This is a genomic window from Cytobacillus solani (genome assembly GCF_001420595.1).
In the GTDB taxonomy this organism is placed as follows: Bacteria; Bacillota; Bacilli; order Bacillales; family Cytobacillaceae; genus Cytobacillus; species Cytobacillus solani.
Genome location: NZ_LJIX01000006.1, coordinates 4,016,558 through 4,035,943 on the forward strand (window position 1 = coordinate 4,016,558; position 19,386 = coordinate 4,035,943).

Below are 19,386 nucleotides of genomic sequence, written 5' to 3' on the forward strand. Positions count from 1 at the left end.
AATTACCGTTGAAAACTAATCCTTGTGGATATGAATATCCAACAAAAAGGAGAAAGCTAATAATGTCTTTCAATTTAAGGAGTGTTTTCATGGGAATTCTAAGCGGTAACCCTCAAAATGAACCTATGCATTATGGTGAAGTCTTTGGTGCTTGGAGCTACTTATCTGTAGCTAAAGGTCTTCATGCTGGCTACCAAATCTTTGCTAATCACACAGGTGATGATGACCTCAAAAAACTTATTGAAGAGGCAATTCAAGGTTTAAAACAGGAAATTAGCCAAACCGAAGAGCTTCTGAAAGTAAATGGAGTAGGACTCCCTCCTACACCCCCAGATCGTCCAACAGCTGATCTCGAAAGTATCCCTGTAGGAGCAAGATTTGCAGATCCTGAAATTAGTGCTTCAATTTCAAAAGATATTGCTGCTGGTCTTGTAGCATGTAGCCAAATAATTGGACAATACATTCGTGAAGATATCGCCTTAATGTTCGGTCAATTTCACACAGCAAAAGCTCTTCTAGGTGCAAAATTCTTAAAACTTAACAAGGAAAAAGGTTGGTTAATCCCACCGCCACTACACTTACAAACACCTGAAAATAAATAATTTTCTAAGAACAAAGTCCATTTCCCAAATCCTCATGGACTTTGTTTTTTTATACACATCTATCATTAAGTACATTTAAAACCTGTTCCGTCATATGGAGAACTTACATCCACTACCCACTTATCGAATTCAGTTTGAGTCATATTCCTTGGAATAAACCGATCAATCACTTCAGTAATAGGATAAAGATGGTCTCGTAAAATAATCTCCCCTTCATCCCTATTTCTGACATTTCTTGTAACATTACTTAGATAATCTTCTCTGGACATATTGTAATGAGTAGGACAATCAACTATTGAAGAAAAATGACAATATAATCCGTTTGGTTGCTTTGCAATAAAACCCGTCATATGTTCCCCCTAGTTAACTTATTGCTTAATTAGCTACTTTAAAATTTTCCTCTTTTTTTTACATAAAAAACCAAATTTTGTAAATAATAATTATTATTTTATATGGGGACTGATAACACAATGGCATATAAAAAAGACAAAACTATACTTATTTCTGCATGGATTATTACTTCCATATTGTTAGTTCGATTTGTACCAAAAGAAAGAATACGTGAAGCACAAGTTATATTTCTTTTTAACAATTAATAACTTGGTTATTTCGTCTGATAGTAGTTGAAAAAGGATTGATAAAATATCCTTATCGCCTTTTCTTTAAAAAAGGTATTAAATCAAGTTTTGATTTTGAGTACTTTATTTATCCTGCCCTTTGTGTTTTGTATAATCTCCATTACCCAGAAAAAAGTAAATTTATAATAAGGATTTTATATAACGCTTTATATCCATCAATAATAACTTTGCTAGAAGTGATCGCTGTAAAATACACTAGGCTTATTAAATATAAAAAATGGTCCTGGTATTGGAGTTTTATCACTATTTTTACAAATAACTACATATCACGTTTGCACTACAAATGGTTCTACCGAAACAAACATTCTGAGAAAGCAAGTAAGTGATCCGTTATTATTGATGAGTAAATCTTTTGTTATATCTGCTTAAACTACCTTTTAACAACAAGGTAGTATTTTATCTTATTAAGTTGATTAACCCCAATGACCGTGACGTTTCAAAATCTCAATAACTTCATCTGTATTGATTACAATATACTTTGGTAATCCGCGCTTCGACTAATCTATTTTTCACAATTATTTCGTGTGCTTCTCGTAAATTCGCTCTTTGCGGAACTGGCAACTTTTCTATATCCTCATTCTTTAATACAGTGACTTTATTTTCATTCCCTGTTTATTTGCCATTTACTATTCCCTCCTATATTAATTAGATTATTCTTGTTTTTTCGAAAACACATTTTCTGTCGATTACAATCTTTTATTGTCGAAGTAGTTCAATTATTACCCTTTTTCTGAAATAATTGTCTAATTACTTTACTTTTAACTTTTAAGGAGGAGAATAATGTGTCGTTCCTGTTGTGAACTTATGAAAGAGATTCATCTTTATAGAATTGCCCTTATAAAAACTGGTTTAAAGAAAGGTTTGACAGATCCTATGACGATAAAATTTAGTCAGATATTAGATGAACTAATTATTAGATTCCAGTCCAAATGCAAATAGCAATTCTTATTAAATTTTTAAAAAGGTAATTAAGTTAACTAATTAAGATAATAATTACTAACAGTTCCCGAATTTTTTAGTTACCTTGAACAAATAATAAATTTGATAATATTTCAAGGAGATGAAATAATTGTCTTTTAATAAAAATATTAAAAGTATTTTAGGTGTTGATGTACGTGCTCGTTTTTCGACTAACAATAAGATTTATGACCCTTTTAAAAACCCTATTATACATAAACGGGTAGATGGACTAGAAATAGTACCTATTGATACGACAAGTTTGTGGGAGAGATAACTCTCTACTTTTAGAAATAACACCACATTTAAAATATGTGGATTTTTTACCACGCAAGACAAATCTCTTATCACATAATACTTTTCATATGAGTTCTTTGAACAGTGTTTATTTTTTGTTTTTGGGTATTATAGAATAATGAGCTATCTTTTTTTACCCCTATATCTAGCTCTACAGAGCAAGACCCAAAAAATCCTAAGATAATCAACCTACAACGCACCTTGCCCTATAAACAAATTCTTAATGTATTTAGTGAACAAGCATATTTTTTATTAATCTTGGACAAATCCAATAAAATTGAATACTATATTTCACAGCCATATCCTCAGTTTGAAAGTATTTAGAATCCCTTCTATGCAGGCACTCATAGTAGTGTCTGCTTTTTAAGTTACATGTTTACTCTTTTATTTCATTTAGCGAAACACATCTATCACTTTAGTTCACTTAATCTTCGCCCCTGTTTTCGTAACATACTCCATAAAGAACCCCATCATCATCTACCCAATTTTCACCAAGCTCGTCACCCATTCTTCACATCTGCAACTAGAAATTTAGTTTATTCACTTCTGCTTTAAGATCTTCTATATCTTCAACCACAGCATCATAATAAGATTCTTTGATTAACAAAACCTTACCAACACAGTTGCTTCCTCATTTGTTTGATTGTTATTTATATTATTTGAAGTTTTTTGCTGATTTTTGGAACAAGATGCTAGTAATAATAAAATGAAAATAAATAATAAAAACTTTCTTATACAAAATAATCCCTCCTTTACTAAAGTCACGCATATAGTTAAATGTTACCGCTTTGTCATGAGGAATTGTTCGAAATATAAAAATTATTAATACAAAAAGGTAGTCTTTTAATTGACTACCTTTCAAACTATTACTATTTATTCACTTTCAATTCATCCAAAATCTATTTACTATTTATTCCTAATTCATTTTATTATAAGGGAAGGGGCTAGAGATAGACCTGAACTTTTTTTGAGACTAGCTTCGTATTCTTTTACCTTCTTATAAAATGCTGGCTTCTTCATTTCTACTAACTTCATAAATTCAACAGCCTTAATCTCTTTTTCCTTCCATTGCTTATAAAGTTTATCCCACTCTTTAGGTAGTTCTAACACTGGTCTACCTAAGTGCTTACCTTTTGTCTTTGCTTCCGCTATTCCTTCTGCTTGACGTGTTAGCAATGTCTCACGTTCTTGCTCTGCAATAGAAGTATATACTTCAATGATGATGTTGTTTATCATATCAATAACCCATTCTTGACCTTTTGGTCATCCTGCATAATAGTGGGGAGGTCAATTATTTTAACTCTAATACCTTCTTTCTTGAAATACTCTAAGTAATCTTTAATTTGTGCCTTGTTACGACCTAAGCGATCAATAGATTTAATGTAAAGGGTATCACCTTCACGAATAGCTTTAAGCATATTCTGAAATCCCTCACGTTCCATATCTTTACCACTTGCCTTGTCACTATAAGTATGTATTGTTTATAAAAAAGCCGGTGATCTGAATTACTCAAGCATTGACTTATTTTTTTCTTAATTTATATGTACCAGTGGTCGGGGGCGAATTAGAGGTCAAAGTATTGATGGAATCCAGAATTCGTGCAATTGCTAACAAAATTGCTAATTCCTTCATGAGGGTTAGTACCAGTTTCAAACAGACAATTGAAAATACCTTTGAACGTGTGAATATTAATAACAATGGTCAGCTAGAGCTTATCATTTAATTGAGTATAGTACAAAATGATTACAAAATTTATATTAATAAAAAGGATAACTAAGTTTATTATTATATTTAGCCAAAAAGTGGTTGTTTCCTTTTGGCTATTTTATTTTTAAAAGGGTATTTGGATTGCTGTAAAAAGTATTTTATTTTCTATGAAAGATTTTGAATCCTATTTTTTTATGTATTCATTGAAATGGTTATTTGTTCTTATTTTAAATATCTCTAATGACTCTTGATAGAATTTTATCGCTGTCTTTCGATTACCGATTAACTCATAGTTATATCCGATTTGGTAAGTTAATTCTCCATATAAATACATACTGCTAATCTCGATACATTTTTTAATTCCTTCCTCGCACAAGTTATTTGAATCCCTATACCGTTTAAGTCTTGTTAATACTTTTGCCATATTATATTCAATTCAAATCAATATTTTTTCATCTTTTAAGGTATGATTTTTTAAAATAAGCCTGGCATTTTCGAAGTAGTTTAGTGCGGTTTAATGTTCATTAATTTCTGAATGGATAACAGAAAGAGTATTAATAATTTCAAATTCTCTATCTGAATACATATAAAAAATTTTTGACATGGGTTTACTTAATATAAGTGCTTTCTCCAATTCCCTAATTGCTAATGATGGATTTTTATCAACATAATGTAAAACAATTCCCTTATGCCACAGTAAAAATTGTTTCAATACAACATGAGCTTGAAAATCAGGATTTTTTTCTTCTAGTATTACAAGCTCTTTAACCGTTTCATAATCTTTATTTCCTATTGCTAATCGAATTGTATTAATGGTTTCTTTAATGTAATCATAGTTTTCGAACTTGGAATCTACAAAGAAATATTCCATATCAACGTGTAACTTTTGAGAGAGATTAAATAAAATAGGTGCGGATGTATAGGTTTCACCTTTCTCTATTTTACTTAACATAGATTGATGACAAATACCTTTGCATAATTCTGATTGAGTAATTTTCATTTTCTTACGTAATTTTCTTAATTCATATCCAATCCTATTATTATTCATTGAGCTTTCCTCCAATTTGTTTGTGAATCAAATTGAGTAAACTAATCTTTTAAATATTCTTATTTTCATAACCTGACTTGAATTATGTAATTAACAGGCAAATTATAGTAGTTTCATAAGTATTTTGAGAGAATGTCGAGAAAACAAATAACTAATAATGTTATAGAATATTATTAGATAAAACATCCAATTAAGAAGGTATTTGGAAGAAAGAGAAGAATAATGCTTACAATCTTTTCTTTTGGATTGCTCTTATCTCTTAACTTTGTATCAACAGAAAATAGTAATCATGAAGTTGTTACCACCCTTGAATTACCATTTGAACATTAATCTTTCAAATTTGTGATAAAGTCCAGCTGGCTTTATAAATAAATTTTATCAATAGTGGTGACAATGCCTAGTCTTGAAGATAACAAAATGTCCATTCAAAGTTCAGATGGTGGGAAAAACTATGCTCAAATGTATGATTTAGCTGATGGAACTTACTTGGAGGTAGGGTTAACAAAAGAAACTTTACAATGGGTTTCTATTGGCGGAGTAGGAGTACTTGCTGCTGTATTAGCAGCTATTCCTATTGTTGGTCCTTATGCAAGTGCGATAGTTGGTACTATTATGGGTTTTGCTGTAGGTAAAATTGAAAGAGGAAGATCATTTGTTTTTAAAAGGGTAGGTGCAACGGGATCAAAAATGCAATTTGTAGATAGTTACCCTTGGGCAATATAAAGATTGTACTAGTAAAGGATGATTAGATTGAAAAAAGCTATGTAATTCTTATATTATTTATAATCTACACTGTAGGTTTAGCTTTAATTACATTCCTTTTTGAGAATCTGTATATTAGGGCAGCACTAACTTTTACTCTATTTCTATTAACCCCTTTACTATTAATTAAAAGTATTAATCGGAAAAATTAGTGCATCATGTTACTTAAATGGCTAATTACTCCCCCTATGCATGCTTGTGTAATCAAATGATACACAAGCATTTTTTCTATATTCTTCTTTAGCTATTTATGGTAAACTATCTGTATAATATTTCCTTTTTATCGATCCTCTATTGAATAGTATCGTTGTACTGAGCAGCAAACAGTTCTGTTGCTTTTTCTTCTTGTTTATTTAACATTTGCAGCCTTATTGTTTAAGTAATTTATTCAAATCTCTAACATACCTTCAGTGATTTAATGAAAGCAGCCCCGTTAGCCACACAAGAAAAATGGACCTCACTATATTGAAGCCCATTTATATGCTGCTTAAATTCTATATTAACAAATTGAATTTATATGTAGTGTTAAACCTAACCTACTTCACATATAGCACCCAGTATTAAAATATTTTAAATTAGTAAAGACACTTTGTTGTCATTGACAGTAATGATCTGCCTGGTTGAGCTAATCTTTAGCAGGTTCGTAGGTTACCAAGAGGGAACCATCCGTAAGTGTGACGTCCACTAGATGGAAGTCCTTCTGTTCCTTAAGATTGTCAAACAAACGCTCGCCTACGTTTACCACCACCGGGTGCACGAGTACTTTATATTCGTCAATAAGATTTGCGTTTGCAGGTGATCGCACGAGCGTTGGACTACTTAAAATAACCATATCGCCACCGTTACCGTTACTTAGGTCCTTAATTTGCTCTTCAATATTACTGCCAGTCAATTGTTTTGGAGCTTCAAATTCTCCCCATTTTAGTTCGTCGAGTGGGCGGTCGCAGGTTACAACTAGTTTGTGGGCGTTGTTTATCTTTTCACCCAGGCGTGAACCTACATCGCTGATATTTGGCCAGTCATTAATAGACGGCCACTTTCTAGAGAGGTCTTCGTAGGTTCCGCGGCCAAGCAAAATGGTATCAGCTGTATCGAACGTATTTAATAGATACCCAGAACCTTCCTCCATGCTGGCGTCAGTTGTCCTGACCATGAAGTTGGTTTTGTCCTCGCGTGGGTCGCCAGTGACAACTCCATTAAAAGTACTGTGAATGAATAGAATGATTTTACGGATTAACTATCTCTCTATTTGGATTTTAGAATTGTATAAACTCATAATACTATATCATTACGCATGTTGCTTTTCTTATATTTTGCTATTTAAATTTTTAATATGATTAACTTGACAAACTGGACCGTTTGTGGTATGATAAAAAATCCTGCATATCAGGGGCTGTTGACAAACTAATAGGATTTACCAATACCTGTGTAGAATTTAATTATTCTATACAGGTTTTTTATTGGGGGAATTTTTATGATGGGTCGTAAAGATGAATATCAAAGTAAACTAGAGTTTATTGATTTAAATACATTTGTTCCTTCAAATCATATTCTTCGCCAAATTAATGAAAAGATAGACTTCTCTTTTGTATATAACAAAATGGAAAAATATTATTCGAAACTCGGCAGGAAATCACTTGATCCTGTACTTTTATTTAAGATGTTACTCATTGGCTATCTTTATAATGTTGATTCAGAACGAGTGTTAGAACAAGAAGTCAATCTAAACATTGCTTATCGCTGGTTTTTAGGCCTTGATTTATCTGACACTGTACCTGATCACTCCACATTTAGCCAGAATCGACGAAGGAGATTTAAGGATAGTACTGTCTTTCAAGAAATTTTTGATTATATTATAGATCTTTGTATAGAGAATGGGTTAGTGACTGGTGAAGTCATTGTTACTGATTCTACCCATATTAAAGCTAGTGCTGCAAAGGCTAAGGCTGAGAAGGTAGTTGTAGAGAAAACACCTTCTCAATATTTGAATACCCTTGAAAAGGAAGCCAAAAAAATTGAAAAAGAGCTTGAGGATAAAAGAATTGAATCTGGGAAGAAGAAACGAGGCAGAAAATCAAAGAGTTCATCTACCGAAAAGATTTCTGTAATAAAAACGGACCCTGACTCTGGCTTATTAAATCGCCCTGGAAAGCCATCTGGTCCCCACTACTTAGCACATGCAAGTATTGATACAAAAAACGGAATCATAGTTGATATTCATCCGAGTGCTGGTAACATAAATGATTGTGAGCCTTTTATAGATAGATTAAATGTGATACAAGAAAAATTTGAATTAAACATTAAAAATGTGGCAGCTGATAAAGGATATGATAAAACTAAGATTCATCATGGCTTAAAAACATTGGAAATCACAGGTTATATTAGTCCCATAGGATATACTACACCTTTCGAAACAACGTCTTATAAGGAGTTTACCTACAACATTGACACTGATACGTATACTTGCCCCAATAAAAAAACACTTACGTTTACCCATTTAAGAAAAAAAGAAACTGATAATTATTTAAAAACGTATTCTGCTAAAAGTAAAGACTGTAAAGTCTGTCCATTTCGAGAATGTTGTTTTGGGGAAACAGCAAGTAAAAGAACGATTTCTCGACCAATTGCACATGAATTGTTGGAAGCAAATACTCAGAGGGCAAAAACTAGTGAATATAAAGCATTCCAAAAGCTCCGAAGAGTTTGGTGTGAAGGTTCCTTCGGAACATTGAAATCTAAGCATAACCTGTATAAAACATATAAGAGGGGCATTGAAAAAATTTCTGAACAATGCCTTTTTTCAGCGTTGGCATTAAATTTAAAAAGAATTATAAAGGTAATGAATTAAGACAAAAATTATAAAGAAAACTAATAAATATACTCTTAAAAAGAAAATGGGAAAGGAGCAAAGCTCTTTTCCCATTTTGTCAACAGCCCCATCAACACAGGATTTTTAATCAACTTTATTATAAATTATCAATCTTTATTTTAAATAATCGAACTTTGTATTAAATGATCAATTTTTTTATAATACTACATCTATTCCTTATTGCGGGTAGTGACAGCTTCGTTAGTACTACCCCATCTTTGTGGATAATGCGAAAGTTATTAAATTGGTCGCTTCCTCCATGGTTTGCGGCATATTGGAGCGACGATTCTTTCGGAGCCTCAGGAAATTCCGATAGGCTATACATGTTTGTACGACATACATATGGAGCCACAATTGATATACAGCCCGTACTATGCGACAACACGATCCGAATGTGCGACCGGCCGCTGAATAATAATTGGGACCTCATAGTCGAAGGCGCGGGGGATGGGTCCCCGTCCGCCGTTCTGGTTGCCACTAATAGTATCGGATGTCAGCCCATTAGCATCCTAGGTATTGGCGTTCTTTAAACTATTATCCTGCGCCTCTTTTTTTGACAATGAGCTCGAAAGGATAAGGGTAATCGCTATGGCTATCGCAACTCCCAATGCACCGAACCAAGTAACGGCAGCTAGTGACACACTTCCAACAGCAATGCCGCCAATACCTGCACCTGCAGCCATCGCTAATTGCATTATGGACTGATTAAGTCCAAGCAATATAGCTGACGATTCAGGCTCAATTGTCGCCAAGAGATATTGCTGTGTCGGTGCAGTGGCCCACGCTGAAAACGACCATATTATTAATACGATCATAACCCCGACCACTGAATTCGTTAAGAGTGACAATAGAATAAGCATAACGATATGCAGCGTCATAGTGCTAGTAAGTGTAAATGGAATACCCCAACGATCCGTACTGAATCCGCCAAACTTCGAACCAATAAGACTGGCAATTCCAAAAACAAGTAAAGCTGTACTAAGGAATTTGTCACTTATTCCTGATACATTTAGCAGATAAGGAGAAAGATAAGTATATGCAATCGAATATCCTCCAAGCCAGAAAAGGGTGATTGATAAACCAAGGATAACTTTACGTTTTTTAAATAGAGCTAGCTGCTGAAGTAAGGATACAGGTTTATCACCTTCTATATCCGGAATAGTAAGGTATATAACAACCATCGCAATTAATCCAAGAAGGGCAATTCCTCCAAATATAGATTGCCATCCAAATGCATTTGTCATTATCCTACCAATAGGTACTCCAATGATTAAGGAACTCGTTAATCCCATAGTTATTATTGCAATCGCACTAGCTCGCTTACCTGGCGGAGCAATTTTGGTAGAAATTATCAGTACAGTTACAATAGCTAATCCAGCACCAATACCCATGATCATGCGGGCAACAATCAGTATTCCATAATTTGGGGAAAGAAAAGACAGTATATTTGCCACTACAAATAGTCCTAATGAATACATTATTAGCTTTCTTCTACCCCACTTTGCCGTTAAAACCAGTATGATCGGGGTACAAATCGCATAGGCGAGTGAGAAAACTGTAACGAGCTGACCAGCTGCTGTCAAAGAAACATCTAGTGAATCCGCAATTTTATCCGAAATTCCTGCCACGACATACACAGATGTACCCACTATAAAACTGATAATTGCTAACATGTATATTTTCCAAGTGTTAGACAAAAAAATCACTCCTTAAACGTTTATTGATACATATGGTGATATGAATTGCTTGAAAAACAAAATATCCAAGTTTAGGTAACCGGCCAACACGCTTCATATACCGCATTTTCGCATTCTTCAGCATCGACGACTTGGTAGAAACCGGATCCGATGATCGGCATTTTTACTCCGTTATTTCAAAGTTAAGTTTGCATCGTAATTCCTCCTCCCATTGTTCAAATTTAAAACAACAAACGACCGCGCATCCCAGGAATCGGGATGCGCAGCGGGGGTTTCGCGAACGGCCGATTTGCATTATAATAAACCTATCACCTTCGTGTTACACGAAGTCAATCCATTTTTTCAACAAATTTTTCCTAGGAGGATTTCACATGCATACGGTTAAAGAAGCTGCCCTGATGACGGGACTCACCGAGCACGCCGTGCGCTTTTACACGGATAAAGGCCTGGTGCCGAGCGTACAGCGCAATAAAAACAATATTCGGTTGTTCGACGAAGAATCAATCAACTGGCTCTATGGCATCAAATGCCTCAAGCAGACCGGGATGCAGATTGAAAACATCAAAACGTACGTCGACCTCTGCCTCGAAGGTGATTCGACCGTTCCGCAGCGCTTTGCACTTATGAAGGAGTATAAAGAAATGGCACTTGTTCAGCTCGAAGAAGCCAAGCAGCGCGTCGCCCATTTGGAAGAAACAACTCACCATTATCAGGCCATTCTGGAGAACCGCATCCCGGACACAACCAATCCCAACAAATGGGGAATAGATCGGAAGGACGCGAGAAGTGGTCCGGTATTCCGGAAATAGAAAGAATCGCAGCCGCTTTACAGCAACAGTCCCCAGTGAAACTTAAGTCTATCACTTGCTTGTATCATTCGCTTTTTCAGCCGTTCCCTGGATATCCAATGCCGATTGACTGAAGAGACTGAAGTGGGCCAATCAACTGGATTGCCCCTATTATGAATAGTCAACGTGAAAGAGGGCTAAAAATGACCTTAGCCTTATAAATTATGTAGAGTAAGGGACAGTTGTCTACAGACACAAACAAGCAGAATGATTCAAATTCTGCTTGTCTGTGTTGATTTAGAATAAAGTTTGATTAAAAATCACTCTAAACTCTTGATTTCACTGCATATAAAAAGATATCGTTTTGAATAAAGATTGATCAATACGATATCTTTCTTTTATTTTTAAGAACTCTTTTTTATAAAAAAATTTGATTATTTTGGTGCTACTTTTTCCACTAAAGCACCCTATCGTATTATAAGGTCAATCAGAGAAATCTGGTTGACTATTTTTTATTCAATTTATAGATTGATAGTAGCCGGGGTAGAACGTTCGCGCCCGTGGGACTTGATCCCGACAATTAAACTGTTCGCCCTCTACTTGTTAAAACATGATTAGGCTGGTTGGGACATGGAGATCCCCGTATAACAAGCGAAGATATGAATGACAAGGTAGATAGAGGATTTTAAACATGGTTTTCTCATCCTTTCGATCTATTAACAATTTTTTTATTAAAAAAATTTTTTCCTGAAAACAGGGATCGCTGCTAAATCGAAAACAACCATGTTACGCTAACATGTTAAATAGGTATTTCTTAAATTTACATGTCCTACATAAGTTGATAAATACAAGCTAAAGTAGGGGGAACATGCTGGAGATACCTAAGATTTGCAGTCTCACTGTACAGAATATTGATACAAGTTATATATAATCGACACCTCTCACTATGACTATCCAATGTAAATTGTTCCCCCCTTTCAAAAATAAAAAAAACCTCTAGATAGATTCCTAGAGGGTTTGATAAGCGTACATAAAAAAGCACTTATACTTCTCCCCCACAGTAGAGCTTTGGCACTATACAACGTAAAGGAAAAATCCTTAGCTACCTTATGAAAAGCCTTAATTCGGCAGTTCCTGTTCTACCCATTGGCATCTTTCGATGTTTCCGGGCAGTAGCCTATGTTTGTATAGGAGCCTCACCTAACGAGGATCTATTATTATCATTGATATAGTATACTTACCACTACGATTAGTCAATAATATATTTCCAGCCCTTAAAGTATTAGGCAATCTATGGTCTTTTGTTTAATAATTAAAAATAACACTAAGTTTGTTATCATAAATTATAAAAGCCAAGGTTCAGTTAGAAGAAACATCGGCTTTTTGCAATGTATTTCATTTACCTTTAGGTATTTCCGCTATAAAGATGTTATAAATTGCTTGTTCAATTATATGGCCCTTCGTATTATAAGGTCAGCCAGATATTTCTGGTTGAGCATTTTTTATATCGATATATGATTACTGTAGCCGGGGTAGAACGTATGGCCCGTGGGACCATGATCCCGTCCGCAAAACAGTTCACCCCATACTTGTAGAAACATGTTTTAGGCTGGTTGGGACTAAGATCTCGTATAACAAGCGAAGCTATGACACTACAGGAAGGAATTAGGGGCTACCGGCAATTATTTTTGGAGGAGGAATTTGAATGAATCCAGTCATTGGTCTGGATGTAGCAAAAGGTGAAAGTCAGGTTCAAGCATAGTTGGAAAGAAAGAAGCCCTACAAGAAAAGTTTCAAAGTAAAACATGACCTTGATGGGTTAGCTAGTTTATTAGATTTTATTAAAGAGATAGAAGATATTTCAGGAGAACGTCCCCCTCTTGTGATGGAATCAACAGGACACTATCACAAACCAGTTGTTCAATATTTTGAGGACAGGGGTTATTTAATTATTATCGTAAATCCACTCATATCTTATAAAGCAAAGAATTCTAGTTTACGTAAAGTAAAAACAGATATTATAGACGCCAATCACCTCTGCGAGCTGTACTATAAAGAGGATTTAGAGCCATATAAAAAGCGAGGTATTCAGTTATTAAATTTACGCAATCTTACAAGACAGCATGATAATATTACAGAGATAGTGTGCAAACCAAACTCCAATTTCAGGCAGTTTTAGATCAAGTATTTCCTGAATACAGTAAGGTTTTTAGAAGTTTATACTCAGATGTTTCTTTACTAACTTTACAAGCATTTCCTACTTCAGAAGAGGTTTTGAAAGCTGATAATGAAACATTAACAACTAAAATAAAAGAATTCTGTAACACTCGTTCACTGCAATGGGCAAAAAAACAGGCCGAGAAATTACTAGCCGCCGCAGCACAAAACCCATTTCAGAAGAATTTGTATTTTAGTCTAATCCTAAGCCTAGATATGTATATTAAAATGCTTCTTGAATACAAAAAACATCTATCCATGCTTGAAGATGAGATAGATGCTTTAGCGAAAAGTATTGAAGAATATGAGATTATCCGTTCAATCCCCGGGGTAGGTGAAAAAATCGCTGCCACAATTATTTCTGAAATTGGGGAAATCGAAAGGTATAATCACCCTAAGAAACTAGTTGCCTTTGCAGGCATTGATCCTACTGTCTTTGAATCTGGAACCTTCAAAGGTACTCAAAATCGAATTACTAAAAGAGGTTCTAGTAGGCTAAGGCAAACTCTATATATGGCTGTTAAATGTGCCATTCGTGACTGTCGCAAACAAAAAACAACGGATGAAATCATCCCACGCAACAAGCGATTACGTGCTTTTTATGATAAGAAACGCGAAGAAGGAAAGCCATATAAAGTAGCCTTAATTGCTAATAAACTCTTACATTGGATTTATGCACTATTAAAAAACAAATCTATATTCCAAGATTTAGCTTAATCAACATATTTAACCATGTACACCAATACTTTCCAAACATATTATTTGGAAGGTTATTTGGCGTGCACAAATTTAGTATAACATGAATTTTTTTGAGTTTTTATTGAAAAATGTTGACAACTATTGGCTGGTTTTGTTGAATAACATGACTGGCATTTTTTAATCAACTTTATTATCTCTGTACAAAAAGCCAGATGTTGATGATGTAATTTAGTATAAATAGTGAGGAACCGTATCATACGTAAATGAGGTTTTATTATGCTGAAACATGAGATTTTCTTACTAAGTATATATGCTTTTGCAAATTTTAAGATTTAAGAATGAACTGCACCCTAAAGTTAGACACACCTAACAATTAGGGGCAGTTCAGCTATTTGTATCAATCCCTAGACTCTTTTTTAATAGTTTTTCCTAATTTGATAAACTCAATAATTGGATCTTTTACTGATTCGTTCAACTCCTGTGGTAGGTGTATTAGAACAACGGTTGTCTCTCTCTTACATAGTACTTTCAATGGTTTCCTTTAATCGTTGACGATGAATGATAAAAAAACCACGAGTACTTGTTCTGTTTACCACTCCTTCAGAAGTTAACTCATTTAATAATTCTGTTACAGTTTCACGAATGCTTCCCATCATGCTAGCTAACTCTTGATGTGTAACCTTCACCCCTAATTGAATCCACTCAGGTCCCACACCAGCATGCTCGTTTAAAGGTTCCCCAAATTTTTCTGTTAATCTGTTTAATAGAAAAAGCAGCTTGTTTCGTACGCTCCCATATGCCATTAGCTCCAGCATCTCTTCCATTTCCTTTAAACGAGTGGATAGGATTTTTATTATCTTTAGTGCAATATCTGGTTTTTCTATTATAATTTGTTCAAACTGGACCTTGTCTATTGAACAAATAACAGAATCCTCTATAGCTTTAGCGTATATAAGGTGGGACCCAGGGGCAAACAGGCTAATTTCCCCAAATATATGTCCCACTCCTAATACATCAATCGTAAGTTCTTTTCCGTTGTTAGTTATGGTATACATACGCACTTTCCCACATTTTATTAAATACAATCGTTTTTGACTCTTGTTGGGAGCGGTAATTAAAGTACCTTTCTTAGTTACAAGGATTGGAGCAATGGATTCCATTTGCTGTAATTCTTTCATATCCAAATCTTGGAATAAATTGATTCTCGATAAGTATTTAATTTTGTCCACCAAATTCCCCCCTAATACGTTAATTGGTAGGTTAGACTACAGATTATTATTACATTATCAATTATAGTAATTTTAAGTGAAAAGTTTTCAATTTTTTGTTTAAGGAGTGTTTATTAATTGGAGATACTTTTAATTATTACTAAGGTTATTTTAGTATGTATGTTTGCATTTTCTGCGGCCATCAAATTTTTACGTAAACCAATGATGGTGCAGCATTGGAATGAGTATAGGTATCCTATGTGGTTTATGTTTGTCATTGCTACATTAGAATTTACAGGTGTATTAGGATTATTAGCAGCATTTTGGTTTCAAAGAATGTTGATATTTGCAGCTGTTCTTTTTACTATTTTGATGATTGGCGCAATACATGCCCACCTATTCCGTGCAAAGCATAGCCCACTGATGGCCATTAATGCTGTGATAATGCTTCTTTTATCTATTACGCTTATTATTATCTGAGTTTAATGGAATCCTTGCAGTAGATATTATGATGAAATCTGGATTAATTATTGATTTTCATGAATTGATAGCAAAAAGAAAAGGGAATATATAAATCCCATCTTATAACCCAAAATATCTAAGCTCATTTAGTGTAGCTTTGGAATAAAGATTAATTAAAAAATATCCCTCAACCCATATCTAACAGTAACTTCCAAAACTCTAATTTGAAAAAAGGTTGATCAAAATAGATTCTTTTTTCGGGATACAACCAAATCTTTCATAAAAAAGTTTGATCATTTTAGAGAGATATGTTTTTCACATTAGACACTTAATGCGCAGCTTTTGCATACTGACTTGGTTGAGATATATGAGTCCCATTCCATCATGGTGGCGTATGATGGAATGGCTTTGGAAATTAATGTTTGATTTGATCGATAATGTCGAATAAAGCTTCGTTGAATAGCTCCTTCTGATCAAGCATTGTCACATGTCCAGCATTTGGTATTGAGTAAAATTGTTTCATTGGCGCCTTGATTTGATCAAAGTATGTGCGAGCGAGAGAATAAGGCGTTTGCCAGTCATCCTCGCCATGGATATAAAATACTGGAACTTGATAGTCTGAAGTTACCATATTCAGATCATAGGACTTAAACAAAGATTCCAAAATAGCACGCTGTTTTATTTCTAGTACATCGCTCATTAACATGTATTTAATATCTTTGAACGAGTAAAAGGGAGAACATAGTACGCTCGTGACTAGTTGGAGTGATGGTTGCATCGCAAGCTTATACTTACCTTGCAACTTACGGAGTTTCATAAGCTTCTTGATCATGGCATCACTAAACTGGGGCTCGGGATAAAGGCTTAAAGCCTGTAAGGTGCTAATATCTTTCTGGTTTCCTACTTGACTGCTGCATTCCAATGCTTTCTCGTAGCCAATTCGTTCGTTTTCAATCATATTTACAACTTGTCCAACTCCAATATAGGCTTGAACCATCTGCGGAAACTGCAAGGTGAATAGACTCCCTAAGATAGAACCCCATGAATGACTAAGCAGAAGGATTCGCTCTTTGTTATATTTCTTTTGTAAATAGCTCACAACTTCATATGTATCCTGTAATGCTTGTTCAATCGTTGTTGTCGGCGTGACTTTCTGGGAATCATTCGCAAAGAAGGTTTTACCGCTGTTTCGCTGTTCCCAGTGAACGACGGTTACTTTATCTTCCCAAGGAAACTGAAAGTCTTGGGCAAAAGGAAGCATCGGACTGCCAGGACCTCCGTGCAGGAATAAGAGGACGGGATGATCCTTATTTTCACCACGATGATATAAAAACTGCTGGATTCCACCGATCGTCACATACTCTCCCTCATCAATTCCGTTTGGTGTATGGATTTGACAGGATGCTGCACGCTTCTTAGTGTAGAGAAACCAATAAATCGCCATACTGATACAGGCAATAGCTACTATGGAAATAATTAGAAATTGATTCATATGAATGCCTCCTCTAGCTATTCTGCTTACACTTGCTTAGATATTCTGCAATTGCATCTACAAGAATTCTTAATGCTTGTGCTCTTCCTTGTTCACCGTATTGGTTCTGATTAGATGCAATAAAATGCAAGCCGTCCATTAAATTCGCTAGTACGCTATAATCACATTGAGCATCCTCTATTCCCAATCCATTCATTGTACGCTGAAAATTAGTTTTGGATTTATCCTGTTCCTTTCTGTTAATAGGATCTGGAAGTTTGCGCAACAAATATTCCAGGTCTGATGGCTGAACATAAAGTGCAAGGCTATCTGGTGCCAAGTAAATTTCATGAAGTGCATGGGTAATCTTGTCCTTAAAATGCCCCGAGCTAGCTCCGATTTCAAGAATTCTGTCAAATAAAGCTTGCTCATTTTGCTTCATAATGTGGTAGAGAAATTCTTCCTTGGAAGGATAATAGGTATAGAAGGAACCTTTGGCTATTTGCACAGCTGCTGCAAGATCGTCAACCGTAACTCGCTTCATGCCTTTCTTACGAATGAGCTCTATTCCTTTGACATACATTGCATTCTTGATTTGCTCTTTCTCCTGCTCACTTATGATCTTTGGCATATGCTCTTCTCCTTTAATGACTATTTATAATGAATTGAGTCAATATAAATATAATAAGACTAAACTCTGGTGAGAGTCAATGGAATTAGCATAAAATAGCTGAATTAAAATTCATAATATGTTATCCAAATTTAATACGCAGCACATACCTGAGCACTTAATGGAGATTAATTTCTTTGTTAAGGATGAAGAGGACGAAACGAAGGTAGCAGGCGGAATACTGTGCCATTTTGCAGAACAGTACGCAAATACTATGCAATAAAAAGAGGATAACTTGAAAACGGTGCATCTTTTTTATAAACAGTACAACTATGTTTTAAACCGACATAAAAATGTTAAATTAGGGTTTACTACTACAGTGTGTTATACTTGGTCTACCATTTGTACTATTACTGATTGTGTTTCATGATTGTTGCATAAGCCCTATTCATTTATTGAATAGGGCTTTCATTCTGTTGATAAAGTCTCTTGTTCCGTTTATCATCTGGAATTGGCAACCCTACTGTCCCTTAGTACAAATAAAAAACAGACCCTTCATTTAGGGTCTGCCACTTGATATTATTTAAGCTTTTTGAACGTTTGTAGCTTGTGGGCCACGTTGACCTTGTTCAACTTCAAAAGTTACACTTTGACCTTCGTCTAAAGATTTGAAACCTTCGCTCTGGATTGCTGAGAAATGTACGAATACGTCTTCTCCTGCTTCACGCTCGATGAATCCAAAACCTTTTTCTGCATTAAACCACTTAACTTTACCTTGTTCCATAATTGTTGCCTCCTCGTGTGAGCCTCACACATTGTGTTACTATCCTTGCTCAAATACCTTAGACGAAAAACAAAATCTATTCTCAATCTGAAAAAAGAACAAAAATAATTCTTCCTAAGAGTAACAAACATATCATGAAATAGCAAATAGTATAATTCTCATTTCTTATGAAGATATTTCTTTATCAAATGTTATTGAAGAAAATGCTCCGATATAAAAAGAACGCCTTCTTCAAGAAGTCGAGTAGAATGGAGCCTTTTTACCTTACGGTAAATTGTGCTCCAGACCCTCACAGAACCGTGCTTGCACTATTAATGCACACGGCTCCTCCTAGTCATCATTCACAGAATGTAGCTAATCTCTTTTCTTAAATTGTATATATTCACTTTAATTTTTGGTGAAGGTAGTGGATATTTATCAAGAAATAGTCTGAATTTGTCCCATGTAAAGGATTTCCTTTGACTTCTTCTATTGAGCCATTTAAACAGTAGTTCCTCAATTTTGCACTTGAAGTTGCTGACATTTAGGCTATTATCAGTGATGCAATAATAGTTGTAATAACCGATAAGC

The 19,386-nt window shown here is 34.7% G+C and carries 18 protein-coding genes, 2 pseudogenes and 1 riboswitch; of the genes and pseudogenes, 10 read left to right on the plus strand and 10 right to left on the minus strand.

Features of this window, described 5'->3' with window-relative positions:
• Nucleotides 1-89: 89 nt before the first annotated feature.
• Complete coding sequence (locus AN957_RS22030; protein WP_053474569.1) at nt 90-602, plus strand: DUF3231 family protein; 513 nt, start codon at nt 90-92, stop codon at nt 600-602.
• Nucleotides 603-667: 65 nt separating this feature from the next.
• Here the strand turns inward: AN957_RS22030 and AN957_RS22035 are convergent, their stop codons facing one another.
• Nucleotides 668-952: a hypothetical protein gene (locus AN957_RS22035; protein ID WP_053474568.1), complete on the minus strand. Its 285-nt coding sequence runs from the start codon at nt 950-952 to the stop codon at nt 668-670.
• A 284-nt stretch (nt 953-1,236) separates the two neighbouring features.
• Between AN957_RS22035 and AN957_RS28930 the strand changes: the two genes are divergently transcribed.
• The 3 genes from AN957_RS28930 (at nt 1,237) to AN957_RS28185 (ending at nt 2,474) form a co-directional block, all read left to right on the plus strand.
• On the plus strand, nt 1,237-1,566 hold the full coding sequence (locus AN957_RS28930; RefSeq protein ID WP_281176515.1) for a CBO0543 family protein: 330 nt from the start codon (nt 1,237-1,239) through the stop codon (nt 1,564-1,566).
• Between the two features lie 478 nt (nt 1,567-2,044).
• Nucleotides 2,045-2,179 carry an aspartyl-phosphate phosphatase Spo0E family protein gene (locus AN957_RS27130; RefSeq protein ID WP_245637834.1) on the plus strand — a complete coding sequence of 45 codons (135 nt, stop codon included), beginning with the start codon at nt 2,045-2,047 and terminating at the stop codon, nt 2,177-2,179.
• A 130-nt stretch (nt 2,180-2,309) separates the two neighbouring features.
• A complete protein-coding gene (locus tag AN957_RS28185) occupies nt 2,310-2,474 on the plus strand; it encodes a hypothetical protein (protein ID WP_172797667.1) in 165 nt (54 codons plus the stop codon).
• Between the two features lie 941 nt (nt 2,475-3,415).
• Here the strand turns inward: AN957_RS28185 and AN957_RS29220 are convergent.
• Nucleotides 3,416-3,969 (minus strand): annotated as a pseudogene (locus tag AN957_RS29220) (recombinase family protein); the annotation flags it as partial.
• A gap of 104 nt (nt 3,970-4,073) precedes the next feature.
• On the opposite strand from AN957_RS29220, the gene AN957_RS27865 reads away from it, so the two are divergent.
• The gene (locus tag AN957_RS27865; protein WP_156319078.1) at nt 4,074-4,217 is read left to right on the plus strand and encodes a hypothetical protein; all 144 of its coding nucleotides are present in this window, start codon (nt 4,074-4,076) and stop codon (nt 4,215-4,217) included.
• 168 nt (nt 4,218-4,385) lie between these two features.
• Here the strand turns inward: AN957_RS27865 and AN957_RS29225 are convergent, their stop codons facing one another.
• The gene (locus tag AN957_RS29225) at nt 4,386-4,625 is read right to left on the minus strand and encodes a tetratricopeptide repeat protein (protein WP_425388925.1); all 240 of its coding nucleotides are present in this window, start codon (nt 4,623-4,625) and stop codon (nt 4,386-4,388) included.
• A 90-nt stretch (nt 4,626-4,715) separates the two neighbouring features.
• A complete protein-coding gene (locus AN957_RS22045; protein WP_053474566.1) occupies nt 4,716-5,249 on the minus strand; it encodes a helix-turn-helix domain-containing protein in 534 nt (177 codons plus the stop codon).
• A 393-nt stretch (nt 5,250-5,642) separates the two neighbouring features.
• Between AN957_RS22045 and AN957_RS22050 the strand changes: the two genes are divergently transcribed.
• On the plus strand, nt 5,643-5,972 hold the full coding sequence (locus tag AN957_RS22050) for a hypothetical protein (protein ID WP_053474565.1): 330 nt from the start codon (nt 5,643-5,645) through the stop codon (nt 5,970-5,972).
• A 664-nt stretch (nt 5,973-6,636) separates the two neighbouring features.
• Here the strand turns inward: AN957_RS22050 and AN957_RS22055 are convergent.
• The gene (locus tag AN957_RS22055; RefSeq protein WP_053474564.1) at nt 6,637-7,164 is read right to left on the minus strand and encodes a dihydrofolate reductase family protein; all 528 of its coding nucleotides are present in this window, start codon (nt 7,162-7,164) and stop codon (nt 6,637-6,639) included.
• Between the two features lie 321 nt (nt 7,165-7,485).
• Between AN957_RS22055 and AN957_RS22060 the strand changes: the two genes are divergently transcribed.
• Nucleotides 7,486-8,859, plus strand: a complete 1,374-nt coding sequence (locus tag AN957_RS22060) for an IS1182 family transposase (protein ID WP_056682886.1) — start codon at nt 7,486-7,488, stop codon at nt 8,857-8,859.
• A 530-nt stretch (nt 8,860-9,389) separates the two neighbouring features.
• Here AN957_RS22060 and AN957_RS22065 read toward each other — a convergent pair.
• Entirely contained in the window at nt 9,390-10,577 is a 1,188-nt protein-coding gene (locus AN957_RS22065) for an MFS transporter (protein WP_053474563.1), read from the minus strand.
• A 371-nt stretch (nt 10,578-10,948) separates the two neighbouring features.
• Here AN957_RS22065 and AN957_RS22070 point away from each other — a divergent pair, with 371 nt between their 5' ends.
• Together AN957_RS22070 and AN957_RS22075 are read left to right on the plus strand one after the other, a co-directional pair.
• Nucleotides 10,949-11,386 carry a MerR family transcriptional regulator gene (locus AN957_RS22070; RefSeq protein WP_053474562.1) on the plus strand — a complete coding sequence of 146 codons (438 nt, stop codon included), beginning with the start codon at nt 10,949-10,951 and terminating at the stop codon, nt 11,384-11,386.
• A 1,025-nt stretch (nt 11,387-12,411) separates the two neighbouring features.
• A riboswitch (M-box (ykoK) riboswitch) is annotated at nt 12,412-12,580 on the minus strand.
• A 547-nt stretch (nt 12,581-13,127) separates the two neighbouring features.
• Nucleotides 13,128-14,299 (plus strand): annotated as a pseudogene (locus AN957_RS22075) (IS110 family RNA-guided transposase).
• A gap of 497 nt (nt 14,300-14,796) precedes the next feature.
• Here AN957_RS22075 and AN957_RS22080 read toward each other — a convergent pair.
• Nucleotides 14,797-15,510, minus strand: a complete 714-nt coding sequence (locus tag AN957_RS22080) for a Crp/Fnr family transcriptional regulator (protein ID WP_053474561.1) — start codon at nt 15,508-15,510, stop codon at nt 14,797-14,799.
• Nucleotides 15,511-15,627: 117 nt separating this feature from the next.
• Between AN957_RS22080 and AN957_RS22085 the strand changes: the two genes are divergently transcribed.
• On the plus strand, nt 15,628-15,969 hold the full coding sequence (locus AN957_RS22085; protein ID WP_053474560.1) for a DoxX family protein: 342 nt from the start codon (nt 15,628-15,630) through the stop codon (nt 15,967-15,969).
• A gap of 397 nt (nt 15,970-16,366) precedes the next feature.
• Here AN957_RS22085 and AN957_RS22090 read toward each other — a convergent pair whose 3' ends face one another.
• From AN957_RS22090 to AN957_RS22100, 3 genes are all read right to left on the minus strand, one after another.
• Nucleotides 16,367-17,443, minus strand: coding sequence for an alpha/beta fold hydrolase (locus tag AN957_RS22090; protein WP_082446679.1), 1,077 nt, complete (start codon nt 17,441-17,443; stop codon nt 16,367-16,369).
• A gap of 13 nt (nt 17,444-17,456) precedes the next feature.
• Nucleotides 17,457-18,053, minus strand: coding sequence for a TetR/AcrR family transcriptional regulator (locus AN957_RS22095; protein WP_053474559.1), 597 nt, complete (start codon nt 18,051-18,053; stop codon nt 17,457-17,459).
• Nucleotides 18,054-18,615: 562 nt separating this feature from the next.
• Nucleotides 18,616-18,816, minus strand: coding sequence for a cold-shock protein (locus AN957_RS22100; RefSeq protein WP_053474558.1), 201 nt, complete (start codon nt 18,814-18,816; stop codon nt 18,616-18,618).
• Nucleotides 18,817-19,386: the final 570 nt, after the last annotated feature.